This is a genomic window from Zhongshania sp., from assembly GCF_029212375.1.
In the GTDB taxonomy this organism is placed as follows: Bacteria; Pseudomonadota; Gammaproteobacteria; order Pseudomonadales; family Spongiibacteraceae; genus Spongiibacter.
In genome coordinates, this window is sequence record NZ_JARGNU010000018.1 from 41,550 (window position 1) to 63,171 (window position 21,622).

Annotated in this window: 18 protein-coding genes; 8 read left to right on the forward strand and 10 right to left on the reverse strand. The window is 50.4% G+C overall.

Annotation, left to right across the window (positions count from 1 at the left end; translation table 11 throughout):
• Window positions 1-6: 6 nt before the first annotated feature.
• From bcsA to bcsR, 3 genes are read right to left on the reverse strand one after another with little or no spacing between them, the layout of a single operon-like run.
• The gene (gene bcsA, locus P1U47_RS15495) at window positions 7-2,676 is read right to left on the reverse strand and encodes a UDP-forming cellulose synthase catalytic subunit (protein WP_301030117.1); all 2,670 of its coding nucleotides are present in this window, start codon (window positions 2,674-2,676) and stop codon (window positions 7-9) included.
• The gene (gene bcsQ / locus P1U47_RS15500) at window positions 2,673-3,434 is read right to left on the reverse strand and encodes a cellulose biosynthesis protein BcsQ (protein ID WP_301030118.1); all 762 of its coding nucleotides are present in this window, start codon (window positions 3,432-3,434) and stop codon (window positions 2,673-2,675) included. The genes bcsA and bcsQ overlap by 4 nt, the downstream gene beginning before the upstream one ends.
• 19 nt (window positions 3,435-3,453) lie before the next feature.
• Window positions 3,454-3,642, reverse strand: coding sequence for a BcsR/BcsP family cellulose biosynthesis protein (gene bcsR, locus P1U47_RS15505; protein WP_301030119.1), 189 nt, complete (start codon window positions 3,640-3,642; stop codon window positions 3,454-3,456).
• A 201-nt stretch (window positions 3,643-3,843) separates the two neighbouring features.
• Between bcsR and P1U47_RS15510 the strand changes: the two genes are divergently transcribed.
• The 4 genes from P1U47_RS15510 (at window position 3,844) to P1U47_RS15525 (ending at window position 9,760) form a co-directional block, all read left to right on the forward strand.
• Window positions 3,844-5,469 carry a BcsE family c-di-GMP-binding protein gene (locus P1U47_RS15510; RefSeq protein WP_301030120.1) on the forward strand — a complete coding sequence of 542 codons (1,626 nt, stop codon included), beginning with the start codon at window positions 3,844-3,846 and terminating at the stop codon, window positions 5,467-5,469.
• 238 nt (window positions 5,470-5,707) lie between these two features.
• Window positions 5,708-7,309, forward strand: coding sequence for a cellulose biosynthesis protein BcsG (bcsG, locus tag P1U47_RS15515; protein WP_301030121.1), 1,602 nt, complete (start codon window positions 5,708-5,710; stop codon window positions 7,307-7,309).
• A 42-nt stretch (window positions 7,310-7,351) separates the two neighbouring features.
• Window positions 7,352-8,944, forward strand: coding sequence for a cellulose biosynthesis protein BcsG (bcsG, locus tag P1U47_RS15520; RefSeq protein WP_301030122.1), 1,593 nt, complete (start codon window positions 7,352-7,354; stop codon window positions 8,942-8,944).
• A 219-nt stretch (window positions 8,945-9,163) separates the two neighbouring features.
• Window positions 9,164-9,760, forward strand: coding sequence for a CoA pyrophosphatase (locus P1U47_RS15525; RefSeq protein WP_301030123.1), 597 nt, complete (start codon window positions 9,164-9,166; stop codon window positions 9,758-9,760).
• On the opposite strand, the gene P1U47_RS15530 is transcribed toward P1U47_RS15525, so the two are convergent.
• The 5 genes from P1U47_RS15530 to hemJ all read right to left on the reverse strand — a co-directional run bounded on the left by P1U47_RS15530 (window position 9,743) and on the right by hemJ (window position 14,249).
• Complete coding sequence (locus P1U47_RS15530) at window positions 9,743-10,495, reverse strand: hypothetical protein (protein ID WP_301030124.1); 753 nt, start codon at window positions 10,493-10,495, stop codon at window positions 9,743-9,745. The two genes, P1U47_RS15525 and P1U47_RS15530, sit on opposite strands and share 18 nt — an antisense overlap.
• A 142-nt stretch (window positions 10,496-10,637) precedes the next feature.
• Window positions 10,638-11,375 (reverse strand): TIGR04219 family outer membrane beta-barrel protein, encoded by a 738-nt coding sequence (locus P1U47_RS15535; protein ID WP_301030125.1) that lies wholly within the window; start codon window positions 11,373-11,375, stop codon window positions 10,638-10,640.
• Between the two features lie 78 nt (window positions 11,376-11,453).
• Window positions 11,454-12,464: a porphobilinogen synthase gene (gene hemB / locus P1U47_RS15540; protein WP_301030126.1), complete on the reverse strand. Its 1,011-nt coding sequence runs from the start codon at window positions 12,462-12,464 to the stop codon at window positions 11,454-11,456.
• An 8-nt stretch (window positions 12,465-12,472) separates the two neighbouring features.
• Window positions 12,473-13,756, reverse strand: coding sequence for a glutamate-1-semialdehyde 2,1-aminomutase (hemL, locus tag P1U47_RS15545; protein ID WP_301030127.1), 1,284 nt, complete (start codon window positions 13,754-13,756; stop codon window positions 12,473-12,475).
• A 73-nt stretch (window positions 13,757-13,829) separates the two neighbouring features.
• A complete protein-coding gene (hemJ, locus tag P1U47_RS15550) occupies window positions 13,830-14,249 on the reverse strand; it encodes a protoporphyrinogen oxidase HemJ (protein ID WP_301030128.1) in 420 nt (139 codons plus the stop codon).
• A gap of 172 nt (window positions 14,250-14,421) precedes the next feature.
• Here hemJ and P1U47_RS15555 point away from each other — a divergent pair, with 172 nt between their 5' ends.
• The 3 genes from P1U47_RS15555 to erpA all read left to right on the forward strand — a co-directional run bounded on the left by P1U47_RS15555 (window position 14,422) and on the right by erpA (window position 17,421).
• Window positions 14,422-15,837 carry a chloride channel protein gene (locus P1U47_RS15555; protein ID WP_301030129.1) on the forward strand — a complete coding sequence of 472 codons (1,416 nt, stop codon included), beginning with the start codon at window positions 14,422-14,424 and terminating at the stop codon, window positions 15,835-15,837.
• 56 nt (window positions 15,838-15,893) lie between these two features.
• Complete coding sequence (gene argC, locus P1U47_RS15560; protein ID WP_301030130.1) at window positions 15,894-16,934, forward strand: N-acetyl-gamma-glutamyl-phosphate reductase; 1,041 nt, start codon at window positions 15,894-15,896, stop codon at window positions 16,932-16,934.
• Between the two features lie 133 nt (window positions 16,935-17,067).
• Window positions 17,068-17,421, forward strand: a complete 354-nt coding sequence (gene erpA, locus P1U47_RS15565; RefSeq protein WP_301030131.1) for an iron-sulfur cluster insertion protein ErpA — start codon at window positions 17,068-17,070, stop codon at window positions 17,419-17,421.
• Window positions 17,422-17,442: 21 nt separating this feature from the next.
• Here erpA and P1U47_RS15570 read toward each other — a convergent pair whose 3' ends face one another.
• Window positions 17,443-18,564: an anhydro-N-acetylmuramic acid kinase gene (locus P1U47_RS15570; protein WP_301030132.1), complete on the reverse strand. Its 1,122-nt coding sequence runs from the start codon at window positions 18,562-18,564 to the stop codon at window positions 17,443-17,445.
• Window positions 18,564-19,913: a peptidoglycan DD-metalloendopeptidase family protein gene (locus P1U47_RS15575; protein ID WP_301030133.1), complete on the reverse strand. Its 1,350-nt coding sequence runs from the start codon at window positions 19,911-19,913 to the stop codon at window positions 18,564-18,566. Before P1U47_RS15575 ends, P1U47_RS15570 begins: the two co-directional genes overlap by 1 nt.
• Window positions 19,914-20,159: 246 nt before the next feature.
• Between P1U47_RS15575 and tyrS the strand changes: the two genes are divergently transcribed.
• Window positions 20,160-21,461: a tyrosine--tRNA ligase gene (gene tyrS, locus P1U47_RS15580; protein WP_301030134.1), complete on the forward strand. Its 1,302-nt coding sequence runs from the start codon at window positions 20,160-20,162 to the stop codon at window positions 21,459-21,461.
• Window positions 21,462-21,622 lie beyond the last annotated feature (161 nt).

Genomic DNA, 21,622 nt, shown 5'->3' on the forward strand with positions numbered 1-21,622 from the left:
CATTGTTTAGTTTCGTGCCGTGGTTGATACACTGCGAGGCTGAAACGTAGTAAGCCCTCTCAGCATCCAGACCACGCCAGCGTATATTTGCGGTATTGGTTTTGGCGCATTAGTAAGTAATCTATTATAGCCGCGTCCGGCTGCGCCAATTACTTGACCCATGCTAATCGCAGGGACATCCTCGTCGTAAGCTTCTTTCCAATTTACCCACGTATCAGCTTTGGCGAAGGTGCATTGCACATAGTCGATGGTTTGCTGAATCGACAGGGGTGGTAAGCGCGTGCCGACAACTCCGTTGCTGGCGTAAACGATATTTAGCGGAAAAATGAACTCTTCATTGGCGCGGCGCAAGGCCACGTTCAGTTCCGTTTGGTTCTGAAGTAGTTGGCAGTCGGCTATTTCTAAGCGTAAACCGTCAAAGGAAAAATCACGTACTTTTGCTTGAATGCGGTGCCCGCTGTGCAAAATCAAACTAACGGGGATAGATACCTCTACCCGAGGGGCTGTGCGCACTTGCTTGGCTTCGCCACCAACTGCCGCGGCGGCGCCTAGAATTAGCATGTTATAAAAAGTCCATGTCAGGTTAATAATAACAGCCGAAATTTCTTCGCTCGGTCCTGATACTATTCTGACAATCCCCCAGATAACGCCGGCAACGTTTAATAACACTAGGGTAATATAGGGTTTTGATATTACCCAATCGAAATAATCCCGCTCTATTACGCCGCCCTTGGCAGTGACATTAAATGTGCCCTTATGCGGCGCAAAAAGTGCGACGGTTGTGGGTCTGGCAACGTACCAAGCCAATACCGACTCATAAACTTCGCCCCAAAAAGAATAGCGATACTTTCCTTGAAGAATTGAGTTGACCGATGCGGCATGAACCATGTGCGGCACCACATACATTAGTAATACCAGCGCGGGGGCGTAAATAATGTACGTATGCAACAGCAAGAATGCGAGGGGCGCAGTAAGAAAGATAAGCCGTGGAACGCCGGATAAAAAATGTAGCATGGCATTGAAATAGCACAGCCTTTGTTGCCAGCGCAGCCCTCGCCCAGTGAGCGGGTTGTCTATACGTAAAATCTGAGCCATGCCTCGCGCCCAGCGTATGCGCTGGCCAATATGGGCAGACAGGGTTTCAGTGGCCAGTCCAGCGGAAATGGGTGCGCTGAGGTAGGCCGAGCGGTAACCGCGGCGATGCAGGCGCAGTGAGGTGTGGGCGTCTTCGGTAACCGTTTCCACCGCAATCCCGCCTACTTCTTCAAGCGGCTTACGGCGCAAAATTGCGCAGGAGCCGCAAAAGAATGTGCCCCCCCAGAGGTCGTTACCATCTTGAATTAGACCGTAGAATAAGTTGCCTTCGTTGGGAATTTTTCTAAAGTTGGCCAAATTTCGTTCAAAAGGATCTGGTGAATAAAAATGGTGGGGGGTTTGTACTAGGGCTAATTGGGGGTCCTTCAATAACCACCCCATTGTTAATTGGAAAAAGGCCCTAGTCGGTATGTGGTCGCAATCAAAAATAGCGACATATTCGGCGTTGGTTTTGGTAAGCGCGTAATTAATATTCCCCGCTTTGGCATGGTTGTTGTGCGGTCGGCGAATATAATTCACGTTTACTTCGGCGGCGAAATCTCGAAAACTGTCACGCTTTCCGTCGTCAAGGATATGGATGTTAAGTTTATGTTGGGGCCAATCTATGCCCAAACTTGCATACACAGTGGCTTTGACAACATCCAAATCTTCGTTGTAGGTAGGAATAAAGAGATCGATTGTTGGCCACGTTTCTGGGTCGTCGGGGAGCTGCTGTGGCGTTCGTTGCAAAGGCCAGATATTTTGAAAATAGCCCAATAATAATACTAGCCAAGCATAAAGCTCTGCGCTTAGTAATACTAAGCCTAAAATGAGCCCTGTAGTGCTGTCCCAATTCAGCGTGTTTGTGGTTCGCCACCAGATATAGCGGGTTGAAACGACTAGCGACAGCACAATGAGTAGCATACTTGAAAAACGTCCCGGCATGCGCTGCAGGGCTCGTGCCATTAAATATAGTGCGCACACAAAAATAGCCTGAGCTTCAAGGCTGAAGGGAACAGTGATGCAAAGCAGGCTTAACAAGACAATAAGCAGCATGAGTAACTTGTCGCGCCATTGCATATTGTGCCAAAAGCTGGCCGCAAACTTGTTGTTTAAGTCGGCGTTAACCACCGCCTCTGTTTGGCGCTCATTAGCCTGTTGCCCCGAATCTAGCAGGGGCTTAAACCAGCCAAGAGACAGCGTCAATAGCTTTTGCGAGCGTTTGTTAACTCGGCGAATAGCACTGGCGGCGCCCTTTGCTGAGCGGCGCGCGGAGTATGGTCTAATAAATAGTAACCAAAACAGCTGCACCACGGCACGCAGGGGGTCACCAATTCGAGGGCGGCTCAAATCAATATGCGGGAATAAATATTGTAGTAAACGCCAACTTTCGATGCCGGCAATGCGGGGCTTTAAGAATGTGAGTGCAAAGAGTAGCCATACGGTGACCAATACCTTGCCCGTTAAAGAGTAGCCGCCTGCGCCTTTTAGGCAGTTATATTGATGGTGCAATTCATTTTGCAGCCAAGGTTTAAAGAGCGGTGCTATTAATATTGCCCGCTGGGTGATGATGCCGCGTCGCCGGCGGAGAGCCTCCCTCACTCGGTTGCCTGCCGCAGCTGATTTGTACACCACAGCGCTAGTAAATGGAAATCTAGTGCAGCCGCGCTCTCTGGCGCGTAAGCCTTTAGGGCTTGGAGGTGGGCGAACGCCTCTGGCACTGAGGCATCATAATGAATGACATTTGGCGCTAAGCAGTGCTCAAATTCATGTCGCATTACTAGGAGAAGGTCTTTTTGCAGCTCATTTTCAGTCTTTACTGAATTTAGCAGTAATTTACTGTCCATAAGTCGCTGGCTGTAAAGGGGGTGCGACACAAGCAGGCGATAGGTTTGGGTGTCTGCTCGAGCAATTAGCAAGGAAAAATCGGCTATTTTCTGTAAGGCGCAGAGCTGGTTAGAAAAGCATCCTGTTATCGGCGAGGCCAAATCCAATAGTAAAAAGTCCAGCGGCTGGCCGTGCAGTGCTTGGCAGATAGCTGCAAGATAGTCGGGCTGCTTTTTGAGGGTGTCGGCTAACTGCGTTAATGCTGCCTCGGTAAGCATTCCGAACGGCAGCACTCGGCTGCCATCGCTAGCTTCAAAACCGCTATCTGACCAGCTTTGCGAGGCCCGTGTGCTTGTAGCCCAGCCCGCTATGGTGTCGGTAGCTACGCCAAAGTGCAGCGCAAGGACGTTCTCTGGTGCGCAATCTATGGCGAGGCAGCGATGCCCAAGGTTTTGTAAGGCTGCCGAGAGGTTAGCGGTGACGGTTGTTACGCCACTTCCGCCACTGACTGAATGAAGCAGGATTATTTTCAATGTACTAACCGTTTAGTATTCACCGAGCACTGGAAATAGGCGATGGCGTAGCAATGCTTGCAGTAGCATGCAGCTCAGCCAATAAGGGCCAGCGCTGCTTTATTTGCCGGTAGCGGCGTTGCTCAACCACTTCGATGTATTTTTGGTCCTCAATTTTGTAGGCTCGATAGATTGCCTGTACATCTTCGCATTGCTGGCTTGCGCCCATTTACTCTATTCCTTGTAAATCAATTGGCATGTCCGGCACTTCAATTCCACCGATGTATAGGGCACTATACAGTATATATTAGGCTTAATAGGGGGCATTTTGTCGACCTATTAATGTGTTTTCAAGACAATTCAGAATTCTCACCTGTAAATAAGTTGTATTCATTTGGTCGTTTTGCCCTGAAGGATTCACATTCACGCTATGCACGGTATTCCCGAGCTTCCCGCGGAAGCATTCACCCTTCGCGAAGGCGCCTTTTATTGCGGCTTTAGTCCCGCTTTGCGAGACGCAGTTCCGGTGCTAAGTCGAATTTTGGAAAGCAGCAAGCGCGGTGTTTTTGCGGCTGATTGTTTGGAAACAGAGCTTTTTTCCGAGCTAGGTTTGGATGTGCAAACGCGGTTAATTAATGCGTTTACTTCAGCGCAGCACACAGCCTATTTTTGGCATTCCGCTCCCGCTGTCGCCGAACGCCGAGATTTGGCGACGTTGTTGTCTGAATGTCAGCGTCTTCATGTGCGCAAGAATACGATGTTGGTCGTTGCCATTAGCGCGTTTAGTGTTGCTAATGGCACGGAGAAGCAGCGAAGCAATCAAATTAAACAGTGGGCTAAATGGGCGCGGGCAGAAAATATAACCGTGTTGCTGCTGATCTACGGCCACTACGAATCGCTTCGCCCTACAATGATAAAAGAGTGTAACCATATCGCGGGGATGCTGAGTCTGTTACCAGTAAGCCATCAGCAAATTGATGTTTGTATACATTATTGGTGTAGTGCAGTGGATGTTATTGCTGATCGCGAGTTTTTGCTCGCGCGCGCCGAGAATGGACATTTCGCGGTTATTGACAGCAGCGAGCAACACACCAGCACCGAGACTACCACCGCAGTTGACGAGGGCGACTTTTATATTGCGGCGCCCGCGCTACTCGGGGCCGATCAACGGCTTAATAATCATGCAATTGTGGATGCCGTTGTTACGCGCTCCTTCCGCGACAACCATCAACTGATGGATTCTATTACCCACCTAGATGCGGCAACGGTGGTATTTAGCTGTTCTGTATCCGATGACGCCCGCGATGTTGCCGTAATGTGCTACAAACTTCGCACCAAGTATGGCGGTCGGCCTAAATTAGTTGTTCGCGAAGTTAGGCCCTGCCTGCGATACGCCGATACTCGATTTTTGCTGCGTGGGGGTGTTAGCTTAGTGGTGCCGCACTCTATCGCTTTTTCGGATTTCCTAGATCAAATTGATGCCCTGCAGGGCCAGGTGATGATTCGCAGCCTGCCGGCATCGCTGAGCTCAATGCTGGAGGCTTGGAAAGGTGTAACACAGCGTGGTTACTTTGAGCCGCAAGAGTTTGTTCGTTACGCCCAGCTGGCATTAGATGCCTCGCGGCAAACTGATCTCGACTTGGTGTTGCTAATACTTACGCCCGCAGAAACCCTTGCCATCGAACATTGTTTAAGCTTGTGTAGCATGACGCGTGACGGCGACTTAGTGACGGTCTGTGATGGAGAACTCTACATGCTATTTAGAGCCTGCCGAGCTACAGACGCAGATATAGCGCTGCGCAATTGTTTTGCTTTGCCACCTAAAGAGATCTTTGCGGAAACGTTGCAATTTAGTGAAGTGGCCGATATTGAAGAGGCGGTTGCCAGTATTTTGCCTGCCCGCAGCTTTATTGCGGCTGAGCGCGGCAGGCAGCTGCTCAGTCAATCACCCACTCAAATGGGTGCTGATACGCTATTAATTAATGTTGCTAACGGAAAGCGGATTGTGGCAAAACCAGTGGCGCTATTGCCGCACCAAGATTCATCAATCAGTTGATCGATAGGTTTATGCATAATAGCCGGTGAAAATTCAGTATGAATATAGAAAGTTTTTTGATTACGCTCTTGTTAGGCTGCGTTGCCGGCGGTTTTATTGGCTACTTTGTGCGCGATGTATTTGCCGCGCTTGCCGCGCTTATTTATAGGGTATATGCCAAACCTCGCTACTTTCGACCATTTGACCCCGAAAATATAATTAAAAACGTAGATGCCACCTCTAGTAACGAGCCTTCACAATGACCGATACGCCAGTGCCGCGCACCGTAGCTCTTAAAGGGCTCGGGTGGTGGAACCTTTATTTTATCGTTAAAATTTTCTTGTTTGCCCGTGGCCAAATTGATTTTCACCCGCTTGAAAATTTTAGCCTGTTGGCATTTCTATTATTTCCCATTACCAACAAAATTCTCAATGCAGTACGCCATCTTGCTGCAGTGCCGCTGGCGCTGTGGTTGTTTCACTACGATTCTTTTTTACCGCCACTGGAAAGGTTGGTTGCACAGTTAGATCAGCTGATGGCGTTTGAATGGTTTTACATGTTGGAGTTAGTCCTTCGCTTTATTCCACCCGCTACCTTGCTTGCAGCGGGGCTATTGGTGGCGGCGTATTATTATCTCGCGATGTTTTTCCGTATATCCGTTATTGTGGTGCTGGCTTGTGTTGGCGTGAGTTTGTATGGCGATAATTCTGTTAGCAAGGTGGCCGATTCGCCCGCTTTGGTGGCGACTGCCGCCGACAAAACCACCGCGATGGGGCGTGATGATGCAAGCCTGAACAAATACCTTCAGCAGTTTTTGAGTAGTGAACGTCAACGTGTGGTTGACTTCCCTAAAGCGATTGGCGATGCCGCGCCCTTTGATATCTTAATGATTAGCATCTGTTCGCTGGCGTGGGACGACATGAGTATTGCGGGGGTTACTGATCATCCATTGATGTCGCAATTTGATATTGTTTTTGAACAATTTAATTCTGCCACCTCGTACAGTGGCCCCGCGCTGATTCGACTAACACGCGCCAGCTGCGGTCAGCCGGCCCATGACGCGTTATATCAAGCGGCCGATCCCCAGTGTAGATTGTTCGATAATTTACAGGCATTAGGCTACGGCGAAGCCTTAATGATGAATCATGATGGTGTTTTCAACAGTCTATTAGAGCGCACTCGCCAGTACGGTGGTATTGACGTTCCACTGGTATCTCAAGAAGGTCTAACAGTAAGCCAAAAAGCCTTTGCTGGCTCACCGGTTACCAGTGATTTGGAATTATTGCAGCGCTGGCTGGGTACTAGGCAAGCTAGCACCCAGCCCGTACTGGCACTTTACAATTCGGCGAGCCTCCACGACGGTAATCGTATTCTCAATAGCGAGCGAGTTTCTGGTACGGAAAGCTACTCTATACGCGTACACCGCCTATTTGATGATTTAAGCCAGTTTATGAAGCAGCTTAAAGAATCTGGGCGTAATGTTGTGGTGATCTTGGTGCCGGAGCATGGTGGGGGTTTACGTGGCGATAAAATGCAAATTCCTGGGATGCGCGAAATTGCGTCGCCGTCAATTACCCATGTGCCGGTGGCTATTAAGTTGATTGGGCCGAGCATTGAGCGCAGCGATAAGGTGGCTTACATTAAAAAGCCAAGCAGCCACATGGCACTGTCACAGCTTATTGCCAATATTATTACTAGCGATGTGTATCATGGCGGCGCATTTTCGGCGGCCAGCCTTACCGATAATCTTCCTCAAACGGCGGCCGTGTCTCAAAATGAAGGTAGCACCGTTATAAGCATCGGTGGCGAGCACTATATTAGTTTGGACGGGCAACATTGGAGTCTTTATCCCTCCAATTGATTGGTATTGTTTTGGGTAAGAATACGGAAATTTCTGAATATTATGCGCGTCGGCAAGTTTAATGAATTGGGTATCTGGAGTAATTACTTCCTTATTAAGATTACCTTGTTTTTGTTGGGAAAAATGGAGTTTCATTTTCTCGGTAATCTATTGCTTGCCTTGTTGCTATTGCTGCATCTGCAGGGGCGCCCCGCACGGGTGCTTCGCCAAATTTGTGCTATTGGCATTGCCATTGTTTTACTTTATGTAGATGCAAAAATTCCGTTAAATGCGGTCGCTTTAGCGCTGATTAATTTGCCTGAGTACGAATGGTGGTACTCGCTAGATGTAGTGCTGAGGCTTCTTTCTTTGCAGGTTGTGCTGATTATTGCGCTGCTTTGCATAGTAAATTTCTATATTTCTCAGTATCTGGAAATTGGCGTTATTGTCTTTGTTGGTTTCTTGGCTATGGCGTTACTGAAAAGCGGGATTGCGACGCCGTTATTTGCGACCAATTACAGTATTGCATCGAACGTGTCTGCGAGTCATGGCGCTAGCGCTGTGCCGTTGCCAAACTCCGATCAAGCGTTAAATAGCTACCTTCAAAAATTTTTCCAGAGTGAACAAAGTCGCACTATTGAGATGACTAACACCAGTCAAGCAATGGCACCCTTTGATATTGTTTTTATTAGTATCTGTTCTTTAGCATGGGACGACATTGCGCTAGTCGGAATGAATGATCACCCCATGTTCAATAATTTTGATATTGTCTTTGAAAAATTTAACTCTGCTTCTTCGTATAGTGGTCCGGCAGTGACTCGGCTGCTCCGTGCTAGTTGCGGACAATCACCCCACGAAAAGCTGTCTGTTCGCGACGGTGTTGATCATTGTTTGGTGTTTCAGCAACTAAAGCATTTAGGTTACGAGCAGGCCTTGCTTATGAATCACGATGGTCGGTTTGATGGCTTTCTTAATCAGTTAAAAGTTTACGGCGGCATCGATGCGTCCCTTGCCTCCCAAGTTGATATTCCGGTATGCCAAAAGGCATTTGATGGTAGCCCAGTTTTGTGCGATCGAGCAGTGCTGGATCAGTGGCTGAAAGCCCGCAATACCTCAAGCGTAGAAAGCCAAGCTGTTTTTTTTAATACGGTATCACTGCATGACGGTAATCGCGTAGTTGGCGAAAACAGGCTCACAGGGCTCGCTAGCTATACGCGACGTTTACGTATTCTGTTGGATGACCTGCAGGGCTTTATCGATAACCTCACACAGAGTGATCGCAATACATTGTTAATCTTAATTCCAGAACACGGAGCTGCGCTGCGTGGTGATAAAATGCAATTGACGGGCATTCGGGAAATACCCTCACCCAGCATTACTCATATTCCCGTTGCGATAAAATTTATTGGGCCGCGTCTAAAACGCGTTGGCGGTCAAGTTAGTGTAGCCGCCGATAGTTCTTTCTTGGCTATTTCAGCATTAATCGCTAATGTTATGCAGCAGAATATTTTTGCGTCTAATACTTTTTCGCCTCAGTCAGTGGTTGACGGGCTGCCAAGTACTGCTGCGGTCTCTCAAAATGAAGGCAGTGCGGTAATTCATTTTGGCAGTAGCGACTATGTAACCGTGGATGGAAAGAGTTGGTCGCGATACTAGGGCGCATTCTGCGCTACTGGGTGACACTGGGAATAGCGCTCTTGTCGCTGCCAATGGAGGCTGTTAACCGAAAAGTATCGTCATTTCGGCGGCATAAGGTATTTTTCGGCAGCTGGCTATCGTACTCAATACCGCGTGGCGTGTGCGCCTTAGGGTATGATATGTGCTTTGGTGAGTTAGCAGGCCTGTTTTTATGTCTGCATGGCGACGAGGTGGGTATTGAAAAGAAACAGCGACGAGGCGCTTGCTTTACAGCAAATTATATCGCGGCTAGATGATTTTAAACCGCGTCAACGCTGGTGGCGGCGCTGGGTAAAACGGTCGGCCGTAGCGCTGATTTTGCGTGAGCTAGATGATCATATTGAAGTGCTGATGATTAAGCGAGCAGACCGCGAGGGCGATCCGTGGTCTGGGCATATGGCGTTTCCTGGCGGGCGTATGGATCGCCAAGATGTGACAGGTTTGCGCACTGCAATTCGCGAAACCGAAGAAGAGACTGGTATTTATTTAGATAAGGCTGGGCACTGTATTGGGCGCTTGTCCGACATTGTGAGTCGGCCCCATTCCGGCCGGCAACCGATGGTAGTAACGCCCTATGTTTTTCGCCTGCATACCGCGGTGAGCATCGAGGCCAATCACGAAGTGGCAGAAGCGGTGTGGGTGCCGCTGCGGTTTTTAATGGACCACGGTAATCGTGAGACGATGACGTGGGGGCGTGGCAAGTTGCAAATGAACTTGCCCTGCTATTTCTATGAGAAGCGTCGTATCTGGGGTATGTCGCTCAAAATGCTCGACGAGTTACTTGGTCTGATTTGAGTTGGATTCCGATTTCGCGGTTGGGTTCGCTAATTCTTCGTCGGCTTGCGCGGCGTCTAAGCCAGAGCGTAAATTTGGCCGTACGGGGCCAAACTCCTCGTCACTGCTTTGCTCTGGTTCGGGTAGTAAGTTGCGCTGGTCTTCCCACAGAAACATTTTGGTCTCGTTGAGTAATTTTCGCGCTTGGCTTTGGGGTCTAGCGGCTTCCGCAAGGGCCTCGTCGGGGAGCAATTTTTGCAGCCAAGCTTTAAACACCGCCATAATAACGGGGGTTTTCTTGGGGTCGACATATTGCCAGCGCGAGCCATCAAGAATGTTGCCAGACACCCGTTCTTCTTTTACGGGTAACCAGTAAACCCCGCAGCTGGATAAACTGAAATCGTCTTGGCGACCAAAGCTGATGTTGGCTTTAAAGGGGTTGAAGGCATCTGCCGGTGGATTGTCAATGCGGTGCAGGGCCATTATCCACTGGCTGCCAGGGGGAAAGTCCTTGGCCTCGGGTCGGCATAAATTGTCCTTTTTACCCCAAATTCGAATTTGCTCTCGGTACTCACTACCCTGAATGATTTCTTTGATACTTAAATCAAAGCCATTGCCTTGGCCGCGCTCGACTTCGCCGTAGACAACAAGGTCGGCTTCGGTATAAACCGTTTTAAACGGTCCCTGCCACAGGCATTCGCAGGCGAGGGTGGTCGTACTAAATAACAGGCTGATAATGGTGAGCGCAATTTTCAATGGTTTTCCTCATGATGCTCGGTGGTGTTGGGCCGGGTAATTAGTGGCTAATCATATACTGCTTAGAAAGGTATTTTAATGTTCTCAATAAAAAAGGGTGCAGCCATCGCTACACCCTTTCGGGGTCTTGCTTAGTTGATCTTTAGATGTCGAGCACGAGGCCTATGAAGTAGCCATCAACGGTGACATTGGCTTCTTCGTTGTCGTCTTCTAGCTGAACGTCAAAATTGCGGTAGCCGATTTCTAGGCCCAGCACCCCAAGTTCATAGCCTAGGGCAAGGGTCATGTCGGTGACTTTATTGTCGCCATAGGCAATGACATTGCCAAGGCCAGAGGCATAAAGCCCTGTTAGTGGTAATTCAAAGCGGGCGTTTACATAAGCCATTGGGATTGGTGCGTCGATCTCGATAGAACCCTCCCCACTCGTGCCTCGAATGCTGACTTCGCCGTCAAACATGCGCACGGTTACGCCCACGTCTAAGTTCACCCAGTTATCTAGAATTTCGTAGTAAAAGGTGCCGTCGGTATGCGTAAGGTCGGTTGTGGAATCAACCTCTTCACCGACGAGATAGCCCTTACCGTCGAAAGTATAAGGTTTTGTTAAGGTGCCCTTCTCGGAAATATCGAGGCTGGTGTGCTGTAGGCGAATATTTGGCAGCAGTGGCACGGGGTGCTCTAGGGCAACATAAAAACTCTTGCCGGTTTCGTCGTCGTAGCCGAGGTCGTCATTCATATCAATGCTTTGTGAGCCGGCTTTAACGTCACCGTCCCAGCTTTGTTTCCACATGTAGCCGCCAGCGGTGGCGCCTACAATATCTGCTTGGCTGCTTATTGATACGCTAGCGGCAAGTATTGCCAATGCGATAAGTCTTTTTTGCATGGTCTATTCCCCTAAGTGTTTTTAATGTTGTCATTCGCATTGCTTCAACCATAGTACCTGTCTATTACAGGGTAAATACTAGTTATTCAGTAATAATGCCATGTCCTTGGCGAAATACGTGAGGATGCCGTCGGCACCAGCGCGCTTAAAGGCCATTAAGGATTCGGCCATCACCGTATTTTTGTCTAACCAGCCATTTTGAAAGGCGGCGCAGTGCATGGCGTATTCGCCACTTACCTGATAGGCGTAAGTGGGCACGGCTAGTTCCTCTTTGACTCGGCGCACAATGTCCAAATAGGGCATGCCGGGTTTAACCATAATCATGTCGGCGCCTTCGGCTAAATCCAGTGCGCATTCGTGCAGGGCTTCGTCGCTGTTGGCGGGATCCATTTGGTAGGTGTATTTATTACCGCTGCCCAAGTTACCGGCTGAGCCGACTGCGTCGCGGAAGGGGCCATAATAGGCCGAGGCGTATTTGGCTGCGTAGCTGAGTATGCAGGTATTGATGTGGCCGTTGCTTTCAAGTGTGTGGCGGATGGCGCCAATGCGACCATCCATCATGTCGGAAGGCGCGACAATATCAGCGCCGGCCTTGGCTTGCGCCTCGGCTTGCTTGCACAGGGTTTCCACGGTGCGGTCGTTAAGTACGTAGCCGCTAGCGTCAATAATGCCGTCTTGGCCGTGGGTGGTGTAGGGGTCGAGGGCGACGTCAGTGATAATGCCAAGCTCGGGGGCGGCGTCTTTAATGGCCATTATCGCTTGCTGGGCCAAGCCATTAGGGTTGTATGCCTCTTCTGCGAAGAGCGATTTTTTGTCGGCGCCGACCACGGGAAATAAAGCGATGGCCGGAATGCCGAGGGCGGCAAGTTGCTTGGCCTCGGCGGTGATTAGGTCGATGCTTAAGCGCTCGATGCCTGGCATGGAGCCGACCGCTTGGCGCTCGTTGCTGCCTTCGCAAACAAACATGGGATAAATAAGATCGTTAACGCTAAGTTGATTTTCGCGCATTAGGCGGCGTGAAAAATCATTAGCGCGTAGCCGGCGCAAGCGAGTGGCTGGAAATGCGCCGCGGTGTAGTGACTTGCTCATAGTAGTTCTCAGCCTAGGTTTGCAAATACTGTTTCGGCCACTGCCAATGTTTCGGCAATGTCGGCGTCGGTGTGGGCGGCAGACAAAAAGCCTGCCTCGTAGGAGGCTGGGGCAAGGTAGACGCCGCCTTCTAGCATGCCGTGGAAAAAGCGGTTAAAGCGCTCGATGTCGCAGGCCATGACTTGCTGGTAGTTGGTGACGTGCTCGGCATCGGTAAAAAACACGCCAAACATAGTGCCAACGTGGTTGCTGGTCATGGGGATGCCAGCCGCCGCGGCGCGCTCGCGCAGGCCTTTCACTAATTTGTCGGTTTGCGCAAAAATAGGCTCGTAAAAGCCTGCTTGTTCAATGTGCTCTAGCATGCAAAGGCCGGCGGCCATGGCGACCGGATTGCCAGAGAGGGTTCCGGCTTGGTATACCGGCCCGCTGGGGGCGATGCAGCTCATAATTTCGCGCTTGCCGCCAAAGGCAGCAACGGGCATGCCGCCGCCAATGACTTTACCTAGGCAAGTGATGTCGGCGGTCACGCCGTAATAACCTTGGGCGCCCTGTAGGCCAAGACGGAAGCCAGTCATCACCTCGTCAATAATTAACACGCTGCCGCTTTGGTCGCAGCACTCGCGCAGGCATTCTAAAAAGCCTGGAATCGGCGGTACGCAATTCATATTGCCGGCCACGGGCTCAACAATAATACAGGCAATTTGCTCGCCGAATTCTTTGAAGGCCGCTCGCACGCCCTCAATGTCGTTATAGGTGAGGGTAATGGTGTGCTCGGCCAGCGCCGCGGGTACGCCAGGTGAGCTGGGTACGCCAAAGGTTAGTGCGCCCGAGCCGGCTTTGATGAGTAGCGAGTCTGAGTGACCGTGGTAGCAGCCTTCAAATTTAATGATTTTGTCGCGGCCGGTATAACCCCGAGCGAGGCGAATGGCGCTCATGGTGGCTTCGGTGCCGGAGCTCACCATACGCACCATGTCCATGCTGGGCATAATGCCGCAAATTTTGGCGGCGAGCTGGGTTTCTATTTCGGTGGGTGCACCAAAGCTCAGGCCTTTTTGCAGCTGCTCCGTCACTCTGGCAATGATGTCGGGGTGGGCGTGGCCGAGTAGCATTGGCCCCCAAGACAGCACGTAATCAATGTATTTTTTGCCCTCTACATCGAACAGATAGGGGCCTTTGGCGTGGTCGATAAAACGCGGGGTGCCGCCAACAGCTTTAAAGGCTCTAACTGGGCTGTTTACTCCACCAGGTATAAATTGACGTGCGACTTCAAATAATTGTTCAGAGCTGCTCATATAAAGGCTTCTTGTAATCAATAAATGGAACTTGGCGATGAATGGGGGGCATTATCCCGCGCTGAGCGCTGGCTTAAAAGGGCTTTAAGACCGCAAGTAATACAATAGCGAACAATGCAAAAACCGGTGCCTCGTTGAACCAGCGATAAAATACGTGTCGGCGCTGGTTTTGGTCATTGGCAAAAATCTTTACCAAATGCCCGCAATACAGGTGGTAGGCGATTAGTCCCGCGACAAATACCAGTTTGACATGCAGCCACCCCGCGTGAAGATAGTAGCTGGGTTGCAGGCTAATTAGTAAGCCACCAAAAACCACCGTTAATATGGCAAAGGGGCTAACAAAACGGTAGAGCTTGCGTTCCATGATTTTGAGCTGGTTGCGGGTGGCTTGGTCTTCGCTCATTGCGTGATAAACAAACAGTCTCGGCAGGTAAAAAATGCCGGCAAACCAGCAGATCACCGCAATAATATGGAAGGCTTTAAGCCAGAGCATGGGGCAATATCCTATTGAAGGCGCTAAAATTACTGTGTCGGTGCTGGGTGTACTAGGGTATTTAGCATACAATATCCCTTAGCCAAATGCGGCCCGCCGCAGGTTTTTTTCGTGCTGATTTTCATTCTGGGCATTTGTTTTCGCTCAACTGCCTGTACAGGCCGCTTATATAATGACCACCAATAGTAAACGTGCCCGAACTGCTCGCAGGCTTCGTCTGTGGTGGGTTTTGGGTAATCGCCACACTCGCCGCCAGTTCGGCACCCTAGAAGACTGGAAAACCCGAGGGGTTTTTTGGGTGGGTGCTTTAACGGTTGGTTTAGTGATTCAAGGCTTTGCGTGGCTGTCTGAAGAGAGCTACGGCCTAACCGAGACCATTTTTGCCTACGATCCCTATTTGTTTTTACTGATAACCCCCTTAGGTTTGGCCGCGATTGTGTGGGTGATGAATAAGGGCGGCAAGGCGTCGCGGGGGAGTGGTATTCCCCAAGTTTTGCTCGCACATAAGCAAAGCTATCACTGGTTACGCGGACCATTTTTATCGCTTCGGGTGGCAACGCTAAAGGTATTGCTGACCTGTGCTGGCTTGCTGGTGGGTGCAACGGTGGGGCGTGAGGGGCCAAGCGTACATGTTGGCGCGGCAATCATGTATAAATTTGGCTGCTGGGCAAAACTAAAGCAGCGCCAAGTAGAGAGCAGTTTAATTGTTGCCGGCGGCGCGGCTGGGGTGTCGGCGGCTTTTAATGCGCCCTTGGCGGGTATTGTTTTTGCCATTGAAGAGTTGCAGCAGTCGATGGAAGCGCGCACCACCGGTACGTTTATTATGGCGATTATTCTGTCGGGGGTGGTGGTGTTGGCCTTTGCGGGTCATTACAGCTATTTTGGTGTGCCAGAAGTCAGTGCCATGCCCTTTGCTTATTACCCTTATATTATTGGTGTAAGTGTGGCCTGCGGTTTATTGGGTGGTTTGTTTAGTGTGCTTTTGGTTCAGGGTAATCGTGCGGTAGCGCCGCTGGTGCAACGCTGGCCGCTGCGTGTTGCCTTGGTTGTGGGCTTGCTGCTGGCGGTAATGGCGATATTGTCTGGCGGCTTAACCATGGGCAGCGGCTATGCTGAGGCGAGAATGCTGCTGGCGGGTGAAGATGAGGCAAGTTGGCTCACCGCTGTTGGTAAAATGTTGGCTACCTTGCTAACGTATTTTAGCGGCATTCCTGGTGGCATTTTCTCGCCTAGTTTGGCTGCTGGAGCCGAGTTGGGCTCGGCGATGGGATCGTTGTTTCCGCAAGTGCCTACGGTGTCATTGATTTTAGTGGGAATGGCGAGTTATTTCGCCGGCGTGGTGCAGCGGCCAATCACCGCCTTTGTGATTGTGCTGGAGTTGACGGGCAACAACCACGATATACTGCCCGCGCTAATGGTGAGTGCCCTTACCGCAACGGCGGTGTCGAAATTAATTATGCCCGAACCGGTCTATCATGTGCTGGCCAAAGATTTATTGCGTGGCTGGGAGTATTTGCTCCGCGATAAAGAGGAGCCAGCGCCAACGGCGCAGCTAGACGAGGCTGGGCGTACTAACTCGAATCATTAATTTAAAATACACTTTTTAAGTGCTAAATAGCATTGAATAAACGAAGGAGAGTCGGCGTGTTAAAAGTAGGAATTGTAGGTGGTACAGGTTATACCGGCGTTGAATTGCTGCGCTTATTGTCGACTCACGTCGAGGCTGAAGTGGCGATGATTACGTCGCGCGCGGAAGATGGTGTAGCGGTAGATGAATTATTTCCTAGTTTACGCGGTGCGATGGATCTGCGGTTTTCTACGCCAGATGTGGAAGCCCTCGCTAGCTGCGATGTGGTGTTTTTTGCTACTCCTCACAATGTAGCCATGAATATGGTGCCCGAGTTACTTGCGGCGGGAACACGTGTTATTGACCTGTCGGCAGATTTTCGTATTACTGACGCGGATTTGTGGACCAAGTGGTACCACGAAAAACATATTTGTCCAGATGTGCTGGCAACGGCTGTTTATGGCTTGCCCGAGCGCAATGCCGATAAAATTCGTCATGCTAAGTTGATTGCCTGCCCAGGGTGTTACCCCACGGCGGTGCAGTTGGGTCTGATTCCGCTGCTTGAGGAAAAACTGATTGACCCTAGTCGCCTGATTGTTAGTGCTGCGTCAGGGGTGAGTGGTGCAGGGCGCCAAGCCAAGATTGATAATTTGTTTACCGAATTGTCTGAAAGCTTTAAAGCGTATGGGGTGGATGGGCATCGTCACCTGCCTGAAATTGAACAGGAGTTGGCGCTCGCGGCGAACGGTCCAGTCAATTTAACATTTACACCACATCTTTTGCCGCAGGTTCGGGGTATCCATGCCACGATGTATACCGAGCTGCTAGATCCGGCAGTGTCCTTACATGAATTGCAGGCTATGTTTGAAAAGCGCTATGCGGATGCACCCTTTGTGGATGTGATGCCCCTCGGCAGTACACCTCAAACCCGCACCGTGCGTGGCAGCAATATGTGCCGTTTGGCGCTGCATCGCCCCCAGAATCGGAACACTATCGTCGTGTTGTCGGCAATTGATAATCTGGTGAAAGGTGCTTCAGGCCAAGCGATCCAGAACATGAACTTGATGTTCGGCTTACCCGAAACCATGGGTTTGCAGGGTTTGGCCCTAATGCCTTAGGGGCGCTTGCAATGTGGTCTAGGAAATACCCTAGTGAGACAGAGGTGGTTAATTCTTGACTGATTTAGTCGGGAATTGGATAATCACTCTATTTACGGCACCAAGCGGTGCCGTTAGTTTGTGAGGTGGGCTTATGTCTGCAGTTGAGCAATTTACCCCTACAGTGCTGACCTTAACGGATCGGGCTGTGGCCAAGGTAAAAAATTTAGTGGCCGAAGAGGCTAATGAAGACCTGAAATTGCGCGTATTTGTGACGGGCGGTGGCTGTTCCGGCTTTCAGTACGGCTTTACCTTTGATGAGCTGGCTGAAGAAGATGATACGTTAGTGGAAAAAGACGGGGTGATTGTGCTCGTTGATCCGCTGAGCTACCAGTATATCGACGGCGCTCAGGTTGATTACACAGAAGGTTTGGAAGGTTCGCGCTTTATTGTTAGTAACCCCAACGCGAGTACTACTTGCGGTTGCGGTTCTTCTTTTTCGGTCTGATTCTTTGACCCGCGTTGGTAGCTAGCTGGGGTAAATCGCACCCAAGATTCGTGGTCCTTTAGCGCCCGTTACGGCGGGCACATTACCCGCCAGCCCCGCAATACTCTGTTTTGCCAGCCACGCGAAGGCCGCGGCTTCAACCCAGTCGGGGTGGATGCCTAGCACTTCTGTTGTCGCTACCTTTTGGTTAGGCAGCAATATTTGAATACGCGAGCAAAGTGCGCGATTGGCGCTGCCGCCCCCGCAAATAAAAACGTTCCCACCGTTTTGGCTGCACTGGTCAATTGCCTCACAAATACTGCGCGCAGTAAGCTCTAACAAGGTCGCTTGGACGTCTGCTGGAGAAATGTCGTCCAGCTTTTTTAGCGTATTCAGTAAACCCGCTAAATTAAATTGCTCGCGGCCCGTGCTTTTGGGGCCAAGTGTCGCGTAGTAAGGATCTTCTAGCATTGTGTTTAAGAGTTGGATGTTCAGATTGCCGGTCTGGGCCCAGTCGCCATCACGGTCGAACGCTTGCCCATGGCAATGGCTAATCCAGCTGTCCATCAATACATTGCCTGGGCCGGTGTCAAAGCCAAGGATTTCGCCATTGGCTTTAAGCAGGCTGATGTTCGCCATGCCGCCAATATTAACAATTACACGCTCATGGCCGGTTTGACTAAACGCCGCCGCATGGAACGCTGGAACTAGGGGCGCGCCTTGGCCGCCGGCGGCAATGTCGCGGCGACGGAAGTCTGCGACAGTGGTGATGCCGGTAAGTTCGGCAATGGTATTGGGGTCGCCGATTTGCAGTGTAAAGGCGGTGTCGGCCGCGCGCAGCTTGTCTGGCGGTCGATGGCGGACAGTTTGGCCGTGACTGCCAATGGCGGTCACGTTGGCGGGAGGTACGTCAACAGCTCGACACAGATTAAGAGTGGCTTGAGCGAACAGGCAGCCCAATTCGCGATCGACTTGGCCAAGTAGTTCAATCTCGGCACTGGTACCAGCGCAAAGCCATAGTATTTGCGCTTTAAGGCTGGCTGGCAGAGGTGTAGACAGCGCGTGCTCTAAATGGATTTGTTCGTTGTGAATGCTAATCAGTGCTGCATCCACCGCATCTAGACTGGTGCCAGACATCAACCCGATATAGTACCGTTTATGCATTAGCCTGCGTCGCTACCATTGGTGTAACTGCGTTGCGCGGCGTAGGTTCTTAGCTGCAGTTGCATGCCAGCAATCTGCGCCTTAAATTCAGGCATGGCGCCAGCAGCGACTTTCTTTGGTGCGGGAAGTTGTTTGACGATGGTGGCAGGGTTGCGGTGCACGCCATTGAGCAAAAATTCATAGTGGAGGTGGGGGCCGGTTGCGTAACCAGTTGATCCCACCCAGCCTATGGTTTCCCGTTGTCGAACTCGATCACCCTTTGAAACTGCGCGCTTGTGTAGGTGCAGGTATTTGGTCATGTAGGCCTCGCCGTGTTTAATAAACACGTAGTTGCCGTTTGCCTTTGAGTAGCCTGCGGCCGCGACGCGGCCATCGCCGGCGGCGTAAACTGGGGTGCCGCGGGGTGCGGCGTAATCTACTCCGCGATGGGGGCGCACTGTTTTAAATACGGGGTGCAGGCGTTTTGGGTTAAAGCCGGAGCTTATGCGTGTAAAGTCCAGTGGTGCGCGTAAAAAAGCCTTGCGCATGCTCTCGCCATTTTCAGAAAAGTAGTCAACCTCGCCTTGGGTGTTGACATAGCGGTAAGCTTCAAAGGATTTGCCTTGGTTAAAGTATTGGGCGGCAAGAATTTGACCGCTGCCAAGCATTTCACCGTTTAGGTAAAGTTCTTCGTATATCACAATGAAATAGTCGTTTTTTCGAACGTCATAAACAAAATCTAAGACCCCGCCAAAGATATTGGCCAGCTCCATTATAATGCTTTGGTTTACGCCTGCGTCTTGAGCGGCTTTATAGAGCGATGAGGTGATAGTCGCGCTGGCAACTCGCTGGCGAATTTCTGGGGTTGCGGTTAGCTTGGTCGTGGTAAAGCCGTTTACGCCGCGTTCAAAAACAAGGCTGTTAAGCTTGTCAATTTGAAGGCTCATCGCGTCGAGCTGGCCTGTGTCGCCAATTTTAAACGACAGCTTTTGCCCTGGCCGAATCTTGTTCAGTTCCTTTGTCTTGGCCGAGCTGGTTAATAGCTCGTGAAGATCTTGGGGTGACAAGGAGGCACGGCTAAAAATAGCCGATAGTGAGTCGCCGTTTTCTACGGGGATCTCTTTCCACGCCTGCTCTTGTTCAATAGGCGGCTCTTCGTGAGTACTTACACTTACGCCGACTCTGCTCGGTGTTAATTCGAGATTTAGCGGAATGGCCGTGCGCTTGGCTTCTGCATTTTCGCCAGGCAGCAGAAGTAAGGCGAGTCCGAGGGCGATCAATGTTGACGCCGCGAGTGCGAGATGACGGCGAGGAAATTTGCCGCCTGAGGTTCTACGCACGGCATGCCGTTTAGGGATCCAGTTCTGCATAATTTCGCTACTTCATACCTTGCTGGTGATTTTTTGCTCAGTATAACAAATGTACAGGGCTGCTGAAGCCCGTATAAACCGAATGTTAATGTAGATTCTAGCTTGTAGACGTCGAGCTGTCAGCTTTTCGCGGTTTGCATTTCGGTTAGGTTGTTGTATCTTGCCGCCTTCTTAATCAGTTTTCCAATATAGCAAGCGCCCTGTATGGTGGCGGTTTGCGCTTCTCAAATGATGAAGGTCGACGGTATGACAGCGGTAAATGCAGAATTGCTCACGGAATTAGAAGCTCGAGGCCTCGTGGCGCAAATGACCGGAGAAAATGGGCTGTCGGAATATTTGTCCAGTGACATGCGTACCCTCTATTGTGGCTTTGATCCGACTGCAGACAGTTTGCATATTGGTCACTTGGTTCCGCTATTGGCCCTGCGCCGGTTTCAACACGCGGGTCATAAACCGATCGCCTTGGTAGGTGGTGCAACAGGCTTAATAGGTGATCCAAGTTTTAAGGCGCAGGAGCGTCAACTAAATACCCCTGATATCGTTGCCAACTGGGCTGGTCGCCTCAAGGAGCAAGTGTCGCGCTTTATTGATTTTGATTGCGGGGTAAACTCTGCGGAGCTTGCTAATAATCTCGACTGGTTTGGCGCGATGTCGGCACTGGAGTTTTTGCGCGATGTCGGCAAGCACTTCACTATTAATAATATGATTGCTAAAGAGTCGGTTAAGCAGCGTCTTAATAGAGAAGGTTCGGGAATTTCTTTTACTGAGTTCAGTTACTCTTTATTGCAGGGCATGGATTTTTCCGAACTGTATAAGCGTAACGGTTGTACTTTGCAGTTAGGCGGTTCGGATCAGTGGGGCAATATTATTGCGGGGGTGGATCTCACTCGTCGCCAGCACGGCGCTGCGGTGCACGGCTTAACGATGCCTTTAGTAACGAAGTCTGATGGTACTAAATTTGGTAAAACCGAGTCGGGTACGGTTTGGCTCGACCCAGATAAAACCTCACCCTATGCTTTTTACCAGTTCTGGCTGGGAACGGCAGATGCCGATGTTTATAAGTTTTTGCGTTATTTTACGTTTTTGTCGCTGGTCGAGATTGATGCGATAGAGCAGGCTGATAAAGAGGCGGGGCGCCCGATTGCTCAGCGCATTCTCGCTGAGCAAATGACGAGCCTTATACATGGCGACGAAGAGTTGGCTGGCGCGCAGCGTATAACCGAGGCCTTATTCTCCGGTGACTTGGCTGAATTGTCGGCAAGTGATCTTGCGCAGCTGCAGTTAGATGGCTTGCCCACGGCTATATTAGATAGGGGTGAACTCGTTGATCGGCCGCTTACTCAGCTTTTAGCTGATGTCGGAATGGGCGCGGGCAAGCAAATTAAGGATGCCTTGGGGCGTAATGCGGTTCAGGTAAATGGTTCGCCTGTGGGTTTAGCTGACAATATGGCCGCTGAATCGGTGTTTGCGGCGGCTAATGCCTTGTTTGCAAAGTACTACGTTATCAAGCTCGGCAAGAAAAAATATCAGATGCTGGTCTTTAAGTGATCAGTTCTTGACCTTAAATGTATGATTCTCAACCATATTGTTCGAAAAACATACGTCTTTGTAAGTATTTCAAAATGATTACAAAAGAGTGTTGACTCCCAAGCTAGCATCTCTATAATGCGCCTCCTCAACTGCTGACGCGGACTTCACCGAGGTGAGGG